The sequence below is a fragment of the Streptomyces sp. NPDC005262 genome, assembly GCF_042872425.1.
GTDB lineage: Bacteria > Actinomycetota > Actinomycetes > Streptomycetales > Streptomycetaceae > Streptomyces.
The window spans coordinates 207,694-222,810 of the sequence record NZ_JBIAKK010000011.1; the positions used below are offsets into that span (position 1 = coordinate 207,694).

The window sequence follows — 15,117 nt, forward strand, 5'->3', positions numbered from 1 at the left end:
GAACGCCGAGGGCGGTGGAGCCCGATATCAACTCCACCGCCCTGACCAGCTAGTTCATGCCCAGCAGGTCCCGAAAATCAGCTGCAACCGCTGGTCGAGCCGCAGCCCTCGCAGATGTAGCAGGATCCGGCGCGCTGCATCTTCGTGCCGCAGGAGAAGCAGAGCGGCGCGTCCGCGCTGATGCCCAACTGCATCTCGACGAGCTCCGCCGAGGTGTGCGCCGTCCTCGGGGCGGGCATCTCCGTCTCCTTCGGAGGAGCGACCGCCTTCAGCGGCTCCGTCCGGATCGGGGCGGACTGGGCCAGGCCCTCGACGTCCAGCTCGTCGTCCTCGAGGGACGGCTCGTACGAACCGGTGTCGAGGTGACGCTGACGCTCCTCGGCCGAGTGGATGCCGAGCGCCGAGCGGGTCTCGAAGGGCAGGAAGTCCAGCGCCAGACGGCGGAAGATGTAGTCGACGATCGACTGCGCCATCCGCACGTCCGGGTCGTCCGTCATGCCGGCCGGCTCGAAGCGCATGTTGGTGAACTTCGAGACGTACGTCTCCAGCGGGACGCCGTACTGCAGACCGACCGAGACGGCGATGGAGAAGGCGTCCATCATGCCCGCGAGGGTGGAGCCCTGCTTGGACATCTTCAGGAAGACCTCACCGAGACCGTCGTCCGGGTAGGAGTTGGCGGTCATGTACCCCTCGGCGCCGCCCACCGTGAACGAGGTGGTGATGCCGGGGCGGCCCTTGGGGAGACGCTTGCGGACCGGGCGGTACTCGACGACCTTCTCGACCGCGGCACGGATGGTGTCTTCCGCCTTGGCGGTGACCTCGGCCTTCTCCTTCTCCTTGGTCTTGGCGGAGAGGGGCTGGCCGACCTTGCAGTTGTCGCGGTAGATGGCGAGCGCCTTGACGCCCATCTTCCACGCCTCGAAGTAGACCTCTTCGACGTCCTCGACCGTGGCCGTCTCCGGCAGGTTCACCGTCTTGGAGAGTGCACCGGAGATCCACGGCTGGATGGCCGCCATCATGCGCACGTGGCCCATCGCGGAGATGGAACGCTCGCCCATCGCGCAGTCGAAGACCTCGTAGTGCTCGGTCTTCAGACCGGGGGCGTCAATCACATTGCCGTGCTCGGCGATGTGGGCGACGATCGCCTCGATCTGCTCCTCCTGGTAACCCAGGCGGCGCAGGGCCTGCGGGACGGTGCCGTTCACGATCTGCATCGAGCCGCCGCCGACCAGCTTCTTGAACTTGACCAGGGCGAGGTCGGGCTCGAGGCCGGTGGTGTCGCAGGACATCGCGAGACCGATGGTGCCGGTGGGCGCGATGACCGAGGCCTGCGCGTTGCGGAAACCGTTCTTCGCGCCGAGGCGGATGACGTCCTGCCAGGCCTCCGTGGCGGCGGCCCAGATCGGATTGTCCAGGTCGTCCATGTGGACGGCCGCGGCATTGGCGTCGGCGTGCTGCTTCATGACGCGCTGGTGCGGCTCGGCGTTGCGGGCGTAGCCGTCGTACGGGCCTACGACCGCCGCGAGCTCGGCGGAGCGCTTGTACGAGGTGCCGGTCATCAGCGACGTGATGGCACCGGCGAGGGCACGGCCGCCCTCGCTGTCGTACGCGTGGCCGGTCGCCATCAGCAGGGCGCCGAGGTTGGCGTAACCGATGCCGAGCTGACGGAAGGCGCGGGTGTTCTCGCCGATCTTCTGGGTCGGGAAGTCGGCGAAGCAGATGGAGATGTCCATCGCGGTGATGACCAGCTCGACGACCTTGGCGAAGCGCTCGGACTCGAAGGACTGGTTGCCCTTGCCGTCGTCCTTGAGGAACTTCATCAGGTTCAGCGAGGCCAGGTTGCACGACGTGTTGTCCAGGTGCATGTACTCGCTGCACGGGTTCGAGCCGTTGATCCGGCCGGACTCGGGGCAGGTGTGCCACTGGTTGATGGTGTCGTCGTACTGGATGCCGGGGTCGGCGCAGGCCCAGGCGGCCTCGGCCATCTTGCGGAAGAGGGACTTGGCCTCGACCTCTTCGATGACGTCACCGGTCATCCGGGCGCGCAGCCCGAACTTGCCGCCGGACTCCACGGCCTTCATGAACTCGTCGTTCACACGGACGGAGTTGTTGGCGTTCTGGTACTGGACGGACGTGATGTCGTCGCCGCCCAGGTCCATGTCGAAGCCCGCGTCGCGCAGGGCGCGGATCTTCTCCTCCTCCTTGACCTTGGTCTCGATGAAGTTCTCGATGTCGGGGTGGTCGACGTCGAGAATGACCATCTTGGCCGCGCGACGGGTGGCGCCACCGGACTTGATCGTTCCGGCGGACGCATCGGCGCCGCGCATGAAGGAGACAGGACCGGAGGCGTTGCCACCGGAGGACAGCAGCTCCTTGGAGGAGCGGATACGGGAGAGGTTCAGGCCGGCGCCGGAGCCGCCCTTGAAGATCATGCCCTCTTCCTTGTACCAGTCGAGGATCGACTCCATGGAGTCGTCGACGGCCAGGATGAAGCAGGCGGAGACCTGCTGCGGCTGGGGCGTGCCGACGTTGAACCAGACCGGCGAGTTGAAGCTGAAGATCTGGTGCAGGAGGGCGTACGCCAGCTCGTGCTCGAAGATCTCCGAGTCGGCCGGAGAGGCGAAGTAGTTGTAGTCCTCGCCCGCCTTCCGGTACGTCTTCACGATCCGGTCGATCAGCTGTCGCAGACCGGTCTCGCGCTGCGGCGTGCCGACAGCTCCGCGGAAGTACTTGCTGGTGACGATGTTGACCGCGTTCACCGACCAGAAGTCGGGGAACTCGACGCCACGCTGCTCGAAGTTGATCGAGCCGTCGCGCCAGTTGGTCATGACGACGTCACGGCGCTCCCACGCCACCTCGTCGTACGGATGCACGCCGGGGGTGGTGTGGATGCGCTCGATACGCAGGCCCTGCTTGGTCGCAGTCGACTTGGATCCCTTGGCTCGGGAACCTCGTGCCGGGCCGCTCGCCGTCTCTGTCATGCCGCCTCCCATATGTGGGCAAAAACGCCCTGCAGTGCCCAGAACTTCCCGGGGCACAATCTGTGTCTGATGCTTCGGACGCCGCGCACAGCACCCGGAGCAGATCTATGTAGCCGCCCTGCCGCCGACCGATACGCCTGTGTCGATCAGCAGGTGTCGCTCAGTCGGCGACGGCGGGAACGGGGACCTCCAGGGTCTCGCCGGTCCCGCATCCCTCCACGGGAGGCCGCCGCTCGCGAAGTTCCACGATGGCGGCCTCGAAGTCTTCGAGTGTGTCGAACGCCCGGTACACGGACGCGAAGCGCAGGTATGCGACGAGGTCGAGTTCCTGCAGGGGGCCGAGTATGGCCAGACCCACGTCGTGGGTGGTCAGCTCGGCACTTCCGGTGGCGCGCACCGCCTCCTCGACCCGCTGGCCGAGTTTGGCGAGGGCGTCCTCGGTGACGGGTCGCCCCTGGCATGCCTTGCGCACGCCGGAAATGACCTTGGTACGACTGAAGGGTTCGGTGACTCCGCTGCGCTTCACCACCATCAGCGAGCAGGTCTCCACCGTCGTGAAACGGCGGGAGCAGTCGGGGCACTGACGGCGACGGCGGATCGACGTGCCGTCATCGGTGGTGCGACTGTCGACGACCCGGCTGTCGGGGTGCCTGCAGAAGGGGCAGTGCATGGCTCCCAACCCTCCTTCACAGCACGACTGAATGGCCTCTTCAGGTCCCGTCAGGGGCCCTCGAAGCAGCCATAAGCATAGGCGATGGTCGCGGTCTCGATCGACCAGGGACCACAACTTCTGGGTGGCTGGAACAATCCAACCACTAGATCTTGGGTTTGGTCGCGCATTTGGCCCTAGCGCGTGTCGCGCGTCCCGGGCGGCCCGCAGGCGGCGTCCGACCGACTACGAGGTTACGGGACACGCTCGACCGCCCGGGTCCCGGGGCGCCCGACGCCGGACCGGTACGGCGGCCGGGAGACCACCCCCGCCTGGCGGCGGCGAGGCCGCGAACGCTAGCGTGGTGAGCCGAGTTGCCGGTCGTGCATGGCACGCGTCGAGCCCGCCCGCGCCGAGTGGGAGTCCGACCCGCGCTTCGCTCATACACCCAGCAATGGACACGGCACAGACTTTTATTCGTTTTTCACTCGAACGTGTGTTTGGCGCAACCTTTCGAAAGCTACTACCGTTGTCCAGCTAGGGAGAACATTCGAGAGGGGCCGACGTGACCACCACCGCAGACAGTGCCACCATCACTGCCCAGGACCGCTCCCAGAGCCGACTCGAGCCGGTGCTTGCCATGAATGACTCAGTCAGGAACACGGAGGGGCCGGAACCGGCGCGCCCAGCGCGCTCGCTCCCCGGCCGACCTCCAGGAATCCGAGCGGACAGCTCGGGGCTCACGGACCGGCAGCGGCGAGTGATCGAGGTCATCCGCGACTCGGTGCAGCGCCGGGGATACCCACCCTCGATGCGCGAGATCGGCCAGGCGGTGGGGCTGTCCAGCACGTCCTCCGTCGCCCATCAGCTGATGGCCCTGGAACGCAAGGGCTTTCTCCGCCGCGACCCTCACCGCCCCCGTGCGTACGAGGTCCGCGGTTCGGACCAGCCCAGCACGCAGCCGACCGACACGACCGGCAAGCCCGCCGCTTCGTACGTACCGCTGGTCGGCCGGATCGCAGCCGGCGGACCGATCCTCGCCGAGGAGTCGGTCGAGGACGTCTTTCCGCTCCCCCGCCAGCTGGTCGGGGACGGCGAGCTGTTCGTCCTGAAGGTCGTCGGTGACTCGATGATCGAGGCGGCGATCTGTGACGGCGACTGGGTCACCGTGCGCCGTCAGCCCGTCGCGGAGAACGGCGACATCGTGGCCGCCATGCTGGACGGCGAAGCGACGGTCAAGCGCTTCAAGCGGGAGGACGGCCATGTCTGGCTGCTCCCGCACAACTCCGCGTACCAGCCGATCCCTGGCGACGAGGCGACCATCCTCGGCAAGGTCGTGGCGGTGCTGCGGCGGGTGTGAAGCTCGCCGGTTCCGACCGGGCCCCGGGATCCACTGCGCCGATCCCGGGGCCCGCTTGTACGTCCGGGCCGTCGGAACGCTTCCCGTGGCAGTGGGGGTCACCAAGGACGAACAGGGGCCTTGGGCTCGTCCGGGATCACTGCTCGTCGGCCCTGGCGGCGGCGTCGATCGCCGCGAGTGAGCGACGTGCCTGGTTGCGGTCCGTCGTATACCAGAAGTCGGGCAGCGAAGCCCGGAGATAGCTCCCGTACCGGGCGTTGGCCAGCCTCGGGTCGAGCACCGCGACCACTCCCTTGTCTCCCGTGGCCCGCACGAGACGGCCCGCGCCCTGGGCCATCAGCAGCGCGGCATGGGTCGCCGCGACAGCCATGAACCCGTTGCCGCCCGCCTCCTCGACCGCCTTCTGCCGCGCGCTCATCAGCGGGTCGTCAGGGCGGGGGAACGGGATCCGGTCCATGATCACCAGCTGGCAGCTGGCCCCGGGGACATCGACGCCCTGCCAGAGCGACAGCGTGCCGAACAGGCAGGTCTCGGGATCGGCGGCGAAGTTCTTGATCAGCTCCCCGAGTGTCTCCTCGCCCTGCAGCAGAATCGGCTTGTCGAGCCGGCCACGCAGCTCCTCGGCGGCGGCCTGCGCCGCCCGCATGGAGGAGAAGAGCCCGAGGGTGCGCCCGCCGGCGGCCTCCACCAGTTCGGACAGCTCGTCCAGCATGTCGGTACGGGAACTCTCCCGGCCGGGCGTGGCCAGGTGCCTGGCGACGTACAGGATGCCCTGCCGTGGGTAGTCGAAGGGCGATCCGACGTCGAGGCCCTTCCACTGCGGGATGTCGTCGCCCGCGGTGCCCTCGGGGGCCAGTCCGAGGGAAGCCCCCACCCCGTTGAAGTCCCCGCCGAGCTTGAGTGTGGCCGAGGTGAGCACGACCGAGCGGTCGGCGAAGAGCTTCTCGCGCAGCAGGCCGGAAACGGAGAGCGGGGCGACGCGGACGGAGGCGCCGAAGCGGTCGTGGCGCTCGTACCAGACGACGTCGTACTCCGACCCCTGGGTGATCCGCTCGGCGACACCGTGGATCGTCTCCACCGACGCCAGGGCCTGCTTACGGACGGCGTCCTCGTCCTGGACGGACTTGTCCCGGGTGGAGCCCAGCGCCGAGATCACCGTACGAGCGGCGTCCCGGAGCGCCATCAGCGCGTAGCCGAGGTCCTCGGGGACTTCTTCCAGGCGGCCGGGGAGCGCCAGCTCCATCACCCGCTCGAACCCCTCCGACGCGGTCTGCAGTGCGTCGGCAGCCTTCTCGTTGACCAGCTTCGCCGCGCGGCGCACCGCCCTGTTCACCTGGCCGGGGGTGAGCTCTCCGGTGGCCACTCCGGTGACCCTGGAGACCAGCTCATGGGCCTCGTCGACGATCAGCACCTCGTGCTGCGGGAGCACCGGAGCACCCTCGATCGCGTCGATGGCGAGCAGAGCGTGATTCGTGACGACGACATCGGCGAGCTTGGCGCGCTCGCGAGCCATCTCCGCGAAGCACTCCGCACCGTACGCGCACTTGCTGGCACCCAGACATTCCCGGGAGGAGACGGAGACCTGCGCCCAGGCCCGGTCGGAAACGCCCGGGGTGAGGTCGTCGCGGTCGCCGCTCTCGGTCTCGTCCGACCAGTCCCGCAACCGCAGCAGATCCTGGCCGAGCTTGCTCGACGGAGCCGCCGCTTCGAACTGGTCGAAGAGCCCTTCTTCCTCTTCCTGCGGCACGCCTTCGTGAAGCCGGTGCAGACAGAGATAGTTCGAGCGCCCCTTGAGCATCGCGAACTGGGGTCGGCGGCGCAGCAGGGGGTGCAGTGCGTCGACGGTACGCGGGAGATCGCGCTCCACGAGCTGGCGCTGCAGAGCCAGGGTCGCCGTGGCGACCACGACCCGCTCCCCGTGTGCCAGTGCGGGCACCAGGTAGCCGAGCGACTTGCCCGTGCCTGTGCCGGCCTGGACGAGCAGATGGGAATTGTCGTCGACGGCCTCGGCGACTGCCTCGGCCATGGCGGCCTGGCCAGGCCGCTCGGTACCGCCGACGGCGGTCACGGCGGCGTGCAGGAGCTCGGGGAGGGATGGCTTTGTCATAGCGTGACCAGCCTACGGGGCACCACTGACACCGGCGGTCAATCCCGGACTCATGCGGAGGGGTGGAGCGGGTTCGGAACGGTGCCGTGAACCGCAGCGTGCGGGCGCTCGGACCGGTCGCGGTAACCGTCCCGATACAAGCGGTTGCGGTTCAGGCAGAGGCGCTCGATGCGTGGCGTCAGCATGTCGAACATCTCGAACCTCTCCTTCAGCTCGGGAAAGCGGGCGTGGTGTCGCAGGATTTCGGCGCGCACAAGTGACCAGAATTCGGCCTCCGGGACCTCCAGCTGCTCCTCGCAGAGGCGGGACAGGAAGCGGAAGACGCCGACGAAGAGCCCCGAGTGGATGAACTGGGTGAGGAAGCCGGGCTCCTCGGTGAGCAGGATGCCGCGCACGTCTTCCGGCATCGTCGCGTGCTCCGGCAGCGGCTGGGCGCTGATGTTCACATCGTCGACGAAGTCCTTGATCGCCAGCCGCACGGGCACGTCCTGGTCGTCGAAGACGACGATGGCGTTCTCGCCGTGCGGGGAGAAGACCGTTCCGTACTGGTAGAGGAAGTGCAGCAGGGGCGGGAGCAGCGCTGCGAAGAGCCGGGTCAGCCATGCGGTGGGGGTCAGACCCGAGCGGGTCACGAGCTCGGCGGTGAATGCGCGGCCCCGGGGATCCGTGTGGAGCAGCGAGGCGAGTGTACGGGCGCGCTCGCCGGGCATGAGCCGGGGATGGAGCGGCTCGCGCCAGATCGCGCCGAGGATCTCCTTGAACTGGTACGGCGCCTCAGGAAGGTGGTCGTAGAGCGGATGCTCGACGGTCACGGAGGCCACCTCGCCGAGCAGAATGACGCGGCAGGTGTCGCGCAGAAACGGGTCTCGGTCGCGCAGGCTCTGGACCCAGGCGGTGACAGCGGGGGCCGCGAGCGTGCGCTCGGTCGGGAGGCCCCGCCAGACCAGCGTGTTGAGGATCGACAGAGGCAGTTTGACGGTGTGCCGGTCGGGGCGTCCCAGATTGGTGAACGTACGGACGGACTGCTGCGGCAGCCGGAGGTCGTCGTCGGCGTGCAGGGGGACGATGTCGCCGGCGGCGATGGCCGGTGCGAACAGCGGAACGATCCATTCGTCCCACTGCCAGGGGTGCACGGGAAGAAAGAGGTAGGCGCCGGGGTCGAGATCGCGGGCGCGGAGCTCGGCGGCGAAGGATGCGCGTACCGAGGCGTCCAGTTCCTGTGCGTAGAGCTGCTCGGGAGTGGCGAGGCCGGTCACCCCCCGGTAGCCGCCGATCCGGGTACTGACAGCGATCCACGGCAGCTTGACCGGTCCGCGGGCTTCCGGGGTGAAGCGGGAGGCATCGGCGGCGGAGAACCCGAGGCGTCCCTTGTTGGCGACGAGCCAGGGGTGGCCGGTCTGATGTCCTTCGAGCTCCGCATAGTCGAGCTCGGCGAGTCGGGCGGCGGTGAAGGCGGTGTGGTCCAGCCGGGCATCGGCGGCGAGTGTGGTGGTGATCTCTCGGATGAGGTGGCCGAGGGTGGCTCCGTCGAGGCGGAGCAGGCGCCGTGCGCGGGTGAGGAACTGCAGCGGATCACGGAAGGGGACGGTCCGGGTGTTGCCGTCCTTGCCGGTCCCGGCAGGAGCGTTCCGATCGCTTGCGCGCATCGAGTCGGCGGCGACGTGCCAGCTGCCGTAGACGCCTCGTCCGGCTCGGAAGCTCAGCATTGCGCCGTCGTCCAGCGCGAGGGTGTATGTGTCGCTGTCGCCGGACTGCAGAGCCGGCTCGATGACTTCCTCGTACGCGAACTCGCCGAGCATTTTCGCGAGGAGCCGGGTGGCGACCCGGTCCCAGACCGTCCGGTTCAGCTCTGGAGTGCTGAGCAGCTCGGGCGACTCCACTGACTCATGGTTCGCAGGATATGGCGGCACGGGGACTCCTCGGGACGGAACCGATGGGGTTCGAGCGGTGTATGTAATGCAGCAGGTCGATCACAGCTGGGCTCGGTGGGCTCGGTCGCGGATCATCAGAGCGGCTTGCTTGTCGGGGAGTTCGACTTCAGCAGAGAACCGGAAGCCGGCGCTCAGAAAAGCCGAGACGGAGGGGGTGTTGCGCAGGTCGGGTTCCGCCACGACGCGTGCGCACTGCGGACGGTTGTCGAGTACGAGGTCGGAGACGGCCCGGAGAAGGGTGGTGCCGATGCCGCGCCCGCGGTTGCTCACCCCCCCGATGAGGAGGTGGACTCCGGTGTCATTCGGTCGGGCAGGGTAGTGACGCGCCAGCGGGTCGAGGTCCGCGCGGTAGAGCTCCCAGTAGCTCATGGGAACGCCGGACAGCACGCCGAGGCAGGGGACGTTGCGTCCGTCGCCGTCGAGTTGAGGGCGCAGATGGGCGGCAGTGACGGCTTCCTCACCGTCCAGTTCCCAGAACGCGGCGACTGCGGGATCGTTCATCCAGCGGCTGACCACCGCGAGATCGCGTTCCAGCCGTACGGGGACCAGTTGAAACACTCCGGCCGGCGTCGTGATCGGTCCCCACTCGGCCGGGTTGTCGAGCAGGTCGGAAGACTCCAGCCTGCTCGTGACACCGCGCGTGCCAGGGCTTTGGTTCCGGTGCGCGTCCGTGACCGTGCCTGTGCTCACGTCCTCCCCCTCGGTCGCCGTGGATCCGCTCCGGTCCAGGGACTCCTTCAGGGACAGGGGTCCGTCGACAGGCGAAGCGATGATCGGCGCCGGCGTTGCCGTTGCCGGTTTGTCTTCCCCGAACAGGGCGAGGAATTCGTCGGGGAGTTGCAGGTCCAGGGTGTCCTCGGCGCCCGTACCGGCTTGGGAGGCAGGGCCGGTTCCGGCGCCGGTGTGCTCATCGGCGGGAGGCACGGTGATGCCTCTCCTCTCAGCAGTTCAGCGGGGTCATGTTCCTTCAGGCGAAGAGGGGGTTGGCGATGGTGACGTAGACGGACTGGGTGTCGACCGGGCCGACGAGTTCATCGAGGCCGTGCAACCGGGTCAGCAGGTTGGCCTTGCACCGTAGGTTCGGCTTCTCCAGCAGTTGCGCGGGTAGCGGGGTGCCGAGGCCGGTGACTCCACCGAGGAAGCGGCGGAGCGCGGCGATCAGCACCTGCTCATCGGCGAGGCGCTGGGAGCCGAAGGCTCCGATGAGACCGAATAGGTTGTTGATGCCGAGGTAGTAGGCGAAGCGCTCATCGGTGACCGAGTCGGAGACGAAGGTGTCGCTGACGGCTCCGATGCCCGGGAGCCTGTGCTCGAGGGCTGCGCGATGGGACTCGCGGAAGTAGTAGCCCTGGTTGTCCCGATAACGGCCGCCGACGGGCCAGCCGTCGGCGTCGAGCAGCACCAGTGTGTTCTGCTGGTGGGCTTCGAGGGCTACGCCTGCTGTGGCGTCGAGCCAGAGCACGGGGCGTACGACGCGGTCGAGGTAGCGCAGGAACCACTCGGCAGCGACGGCCCCCTTGCTTCTGCCGGTGGCCGCGGCGAGGCGGACGACGACATCGGCGAGGCGGGAGTGCACGCCTGGCCGGTCGGGCCACGGCCGCGGGGCCGTGAGGCCGGCGATGCACACCGCATCGTCGAGCGGGTGGAACGGGTTGTGGCGCAGCATGACATCGAGACCGGAGACGGGTTCGCCGTCCGGGGCGTCGACGGCGAGCCATGCGGGGTCGCGGACGATGTCGAAGCCGGGGTGGACGGCGTGCCACTGCGTGGCGAGTCCGCTGCGGAGCAGCCGGTGGACCTCCACCCCTCGGTGGAGTTCCTTGCGGAGGTTCTCACGACGGGAGTTGGTGATGCGTACGCCGAGGGAGAGCTTGAGCATGACGTCGGCGCCGGGCTGGTGGACGGTGCGGACGGAGGAGGTGGGGTACCAGCGCTTGCCGTACGGTCCCAGGTCGTGGAGGAGCTTCGAATCGAGCAGCGCTGCCACTTCGGGCCGGTGACTCAGTTCGCGGGCCTGCCAGGGGTGGAGCGGAATCGGTGCGGTGTTCGGAGGCAGATGCAGTCCCTCCGCGTGCTGGGCGACCAGGTCCTCGGCCGGTACGGGGCGACCTCCTTCCGTCCAGGAGGACTCGGTGGCCAGCACGGAGCGGTCGACAGCCATCCAGTGCAACGGGAAGGAGCCGTGCAACTCGGGTGAGTAGAGGCGGGATTCGGCCTCGGAGAGGCCTTCGCGACTCTTGGGGCTGGGGTGCAGGGGGTGTCCGAGCAGAAGTGACTGCTCAGCGGTGAGGAAGAGGTCGGCGTCGGCGGGAGCCGTGGGTGTACGACGCTGCTCGGCGATGAATCCGGCCGTGCGACGTACCGAGTCGGCGACTCTGGCCACCATGTCGGCGCCCTCGTTCCGGTCCGCCTCGCGGCCCAGGAGGGCCGCGACCGTGACGGCATCGGTGGTCGGCGCGCCGTCGGGTGCCTTCTCGAGGGCAGGCCGGCCGAAGCGGTGCCATCCCGTGACAGACCAGTAGAGAACGGGGACGAGCAGAGCCGTCCCGCTGGCGGGCAACGGGATCCGAAGGGTGTCCCGGTCCGGTCGGGGCAGGTCGTTCTCCCGGACCCAGCAGCGCAGCAGGTTCTCGACACCTGCCGTGTCTGCGGCCATGAGCGGGTCCGGGTGGTCGAGCAGATCGACCGTTCCTGTGCCGGTCGGTGGTACCGGTACCTGTGAGGTGCGCCGGCCGCCGCGAGGTGCGGCCTTCTGGCGCGGCACGATCGTCTGCTCGACTGCGAGTCGGCCGACGAGCCCGGCCTGTCCTCGCTGCTGGCCGTCGGCCTCGGGCGCGGGGGTGGGGTTCACGGCGGTCTTCCTTGTGAGGGTGTCCGGGGTCAGCGAGCCGACCCGGTCATGGTTCGGCGGTGCGGCGAACGCTGCGCTGCTGCCAGGGCATCGGCGAGGCGGTCGAGGACCGCGGTTGCCTGTTCGTCGGAGAGCGTCAAGGGAGGGAGCAGGCGTACGACGGCGGAGTGGCGTCCGCCGAGTTCGACGATGAGACCGCGTCGCAGGCATTCCTGCTGCACCACGGAGGCGAGGACCGGGTCAGGCGGAGCCTCGGGCCCGCCGCCGGTACCCCCGGTGGGCATGTCTGCCTCGGGGTCGACGAGCTCCACACCGATCATCAGGCCCCGTCCGCGGACGTCTCCGATGCACGGGTGGTCGATCGCCAGTGCCTGGAGACGGGCGAGCATGCGGGCGCCCAGCGTCGCGGCGCGCTCGGCGAGCCGGTTCTCGCGAACGTAGGCGAGGGTGGCCGTACCGGCGGCCATCGCCAGTTGGTTGCCGCGGAAGGTGCCTGCGTGGGCGCCTGGCTGCCAGGTGTCGAGTTCGGAGCGGTAGACGACCACAGCGAGTGGGAGGGAGCCACCGATGGCCTTGGACAGCACCATCACGTCGGGGACGATCCCGCTGTGCTGGACCGCCCAGAAGGCGCCGGTCCGGCCGACGCCGGTCTGCACCTCGTCGGCGATCAAAGGGATGGACCGGGCCGCGGTGATCTCGCGCATCCGGCGCATCCAGCCGTCGGGGGCGGGGTTCACGCCGCCCTCGCCCTGTACCGGTTCGAGGATCATTCCGGCGGGCGCCGGCGCTCCGCCCTTGGGGTCGTCCAGGAGACTCTCGGTCCACCGCGCGGCAACCTCGGCCCCCCGTTCGCCTCCGATACCGAAGGGGCAGCGGTAGTCCTGCGGAAAGGGAAGCCGGGTGACCCGGACGTCCTCGGCGCCGCCCGAGGCCGCGAGGGCTCCAGCCGTCATCCCGTGATAGGCGCCGGTGAAGGCCAGAAGCCCGCTGCGCCCGGTCGCGGCACGCACCAGTTTGAAGGCCGCCTCGACCGCGTCCGTGCCGGCCGGCCCGCAGAACTGGATCCGGGCGTTCTCGGCGAACTGCGGCGGGAGTGTGGCGAACAGCTCCGTGGTGAAGGCGTCCTTGACCGGGGTTGCCAGGTCGAGGACGTGCAGGGGCGCACCCGAGTCGATGACTTTCTTGATCGCTTCCAGAACGACCGGATGGTTGTGCCCGAGGGCCAGCGTGCCCGCTCCGGAGAGACAGTCCAGATAGCGTCGTCCGTCCGCGCCTTCGATGGTCAGCCCGCGGGCCCGTACCGGCACGATCGGCAGTGACCGCGCATAGGTTCGCGCAGCCGACTCGCGCAGCGACTGTCGGCGCAGGATCCCCTCGTGCACCGAGGGTGGTGCCAACGGTGCAGGTTCGGTCACGGCCACGGCTGTTGGTCCTCCCGCTGTAACAGTTGCGTTGCGCGTCAGTACGTTTCCGCAAGGACGGACTGCTGAGCTGAACGCTGTCCGCAAGCCCCGCGTACGTACCAACGACGCCGGACGCAGGGGATCACGGGTAAATCGGAAGATCCTGGCGGAGACGGAACCGTGGCCCTGCCGCGTTCCGTCCCCACCGGCACCGGCATAGTGGGGGACCGCGGCGGGACTTCGGGCAACTTCTCGGAGCTCGCGGTGCGTTGGCAGCGATGCGTGAGGAGCAGTGTCTGGGGCAGCACCTCAGCACACTGTCCGAGTGCAGTACGGAAGTATTGAGTTACGAAGTCCCAGGGGGATCACCACATGCGACTCATTCGACCAGCTCTCACGGCACGTCAGGGGCGGAGCGCGCTTCGCGCGCCCTCCTCGCTCCTCGCCGTGGCCGCGGCCACGGCCGTTATCGCACTCACCGCCACCGCCTGCGGGCCGAGCGAGGAGAAGGCGAGCGCCGAGCCCAGCAGTTCCGCCGACCAGTCCTCCGACAACAAGATCACCATTCCGGACGATCTGAAGGACCGGCTCAAGGAGCAGGGGATCGACCTCGACCAGTGGAGGAACGGCGAGTGGAAGAACTGGGACAAGGACAAGTGGCTGCGTGAGGCCAAGGACTTCGTCAACCCGATCATCGAGGACCTCTGGGACCCGGAGCGCATGCGGGATGCCGACAAGGCGCCCGAGCAGCCGGTCGACAACGACATCTCGGGCGACGCCGGCGTGACGGATCCGACCCCGGCACCGGTGCAGGCCACGAATGCGCAGACTCCGTACCACGACAGCGCCGCGGAGTCCGGAAAGCTCTTCTTCGACGGCCCCGAGGGCTCCATGGTCTGCTCCGCGACCGTGGTGAAGGACCCGGCGCACCCCGGAAAGTCCAACATGGTGTGGACGGCGGGGCACTGTGTGCACGCGGGCAAGAAGGGCGGCTGGTACCGCAACATCGCCTTCGTGCCGTCCTACAACAACAGCGGTCTGTCGATCGCCGAACTGCAGAACGCGCCCAAGGAGCAGATCGCCCCCTACGGCGTGTGGTGGGGCCAGTGGGCGCAGACGTCCGACCAGTGGATCACCGACGGCGGCCCGACCGGCGGTCAGGGCGCTCCGTACGACTTCGCGGTGCTGCATGTCGCCCCGGAGAAGGGGGCGACCGGAAAGTCGCTGGAGGAGACGGTCGGTGCGGCGCTGCCCGTCGACTTCAACGCTCCGGCCGTGCCCAGGATCGACAGCATGACGGCAACCGGCTTCCCGGCCGCGCCGCCGTACGACGGTCAGAAGCTGCTGCAGTGCAAGGACAAGCCGGGCCGGCTCTCACTCACGAGGGAGGACCCGACGATGTACCGCGTCGGGTGCACCATGACCGGCGGCGCCTCCGGTGGCGGTTGGGTCGCGGCAGGCCAGGACGGCAAGCCCGCCCTCGTATCGAACACGTCCATCGGTCCGGTGACGGCGGGTTGGCTGGCCGGACCGCGTCTCGGCAAGGAGGCGAAGGGCGTCTACGACGCGGTCAGCAGGAAGTACGCCGGGCAGTGACCCGTACGAACTGGCGCCCGCTGACCGGTGGGTGACGGTCGCCCAGGGGACCTCGGCGCGACGACAGTCCGCCCGAGGCCCCTGCGGACCGGGCAGTCGTCCGGCCCACGGAGGACCCTGGCATCCGGTACCCCGGTGGCAGAAACCGTGCCCCGGCGCGTCATAGGGTGTCTCTGCACATTCGGTGGTCGCCGATCCGACCACCTCTTCACATGACGCGTTCATGGCGATTCTCGGAG

At 68.6% G+C, this 15,117-nt stretch carries 9 protein-coding genes; 2 read left to right on the forward strand and 7 right to left on the reverse strand.

Annotated elements, in window-relative coordinates:
• Positions 1-77: 77 nt before the first annotated feature.
• Both ACFYP5_RS25815 and nrdR read right to left on the reverse strand, forming a co-directional pair.
• A complete protein-coding gene (locus ACFYP5_RS25815) occupies positions 78-2,981 on the reverse strand; it encodes a vitamin B12-dependent ribonucleotide reductase (RefSeq protein WP_389040303.1) in 2,904 nt (967 codons plus the stop codon).
• Between the two features lie 160 nt (positions 2,982-3,141).
• Positions 3,142-3,651 (reverse strand): transcriptional regulator NrdR, encoded by a 510-nt coding sequence (gene nrdR, locus ACFYP5_RS25820; protein WP_389040306.1) that lies wholly within the window; start codon positions 3,649-3,651, stop codon positions 3,142-3,144.
• Between the two features lie 544 nt (positions 3,652-4,195).
• Here nrdR and lexA point away from each other — a divergent pair.
• Positions 4,196-4,990, forward strand: a complete 795-nt coding sequence (lexA, locus tag ACFYP5_RS25825) for a transcriptional repressor LexA (protein ID WP_389040309.1) — start codon at positions 4,196-4,198, stop codon at positions 4,988-4,990.
• A 136-nt stretch (positions 4,991-5,126) separates the two neighbouring features.
• Here lexA and ACFYP5_RS25830 read toward each other — a convergent pair whose 3' ends face one another.
• The 5 genes from ACFYP5_RS25830 to ACFYP5_RS25850 are packed head-to-tail and all read right to left on the reverse strand — an operon-like array spanning position 5,127 to position 13,300.
• Entirely contained in the window at positions 5,127-7,097 is a 1,971-nt protein-coding gene (locus ACFYP5_RS25830) for an ATP-dependent DNA helicase (protein WP_389040312.1), read from the reverse strand.
• Between the two features lie 50 nt (positions 7,098-7,147).
• Complete coding sequence (locus tag ACFYP5_RS25835) at positions 7,148-9,007, reverse strand: IucA/IucC family protein (RefSeq protein WP_389040314.1); 1,860 nt, start codon at positions 9,005-9,007, stop codon at positions 7,148-7,150.
• Between the two features lie 60 nt (positions 9,008-9,067).
• A complete protein-coding gene (locus ACFYP5_RS25840; RefSeq protein WP_389040317.1) occupies positions 9,068-9,952 on the reverse strand; it encodes a GNAT family N-acetyltransferase in 885 nt (294 codons plus the stop codon).
• A gap of 43 nt (positions 9,953-9,995) precedes the next feature.
• On the reverse strand, positions 9,996-11,879 hold the full coding sequence (locus ACFYP5_RS25845; protein WP_389040320.1) for an IucA/IucC family protein: 1,884 nt from the start codon (positions 11,877-11,879) through the stop codon (positions 9,996-9,998).
• A 29-nt stretch (positions 11,880-11,908) separates the two neighbouring features.
• Complete coding sequence (locus ACFYP5_RS25850; protein WP_389040322.1) at positions 11,909-13,300, reverse strand: diaminobutyrate--2-oxoglutarate transaminase family protein; 1,392 nt, start codon at positions 13,298-13,300, stop codon at positions 11,909-11,911.
• A gap of 354 nt (positions 13,301-13,654) precedes the next feature.
• On the opposite strand from ACFYP5_RS25850, the gene ACFYP5_RS25855 reads away from it, so the two are divergent.
• The gene (locus tag ACFYP5_RS25855) at positions 13,655-14,878 is read left to right on the forward strand and encodes a trypsin-like serine peptidase (RefSeq protein ID WP_389040324.1); all 1,224 of its coding nucleotides are present in this window, start codon (positions 13,655-13,657) and stop codon (positions 14,876-14,878) included.
• Positions 14,879-15,117 lie beyond the last annotated feature (239 nt).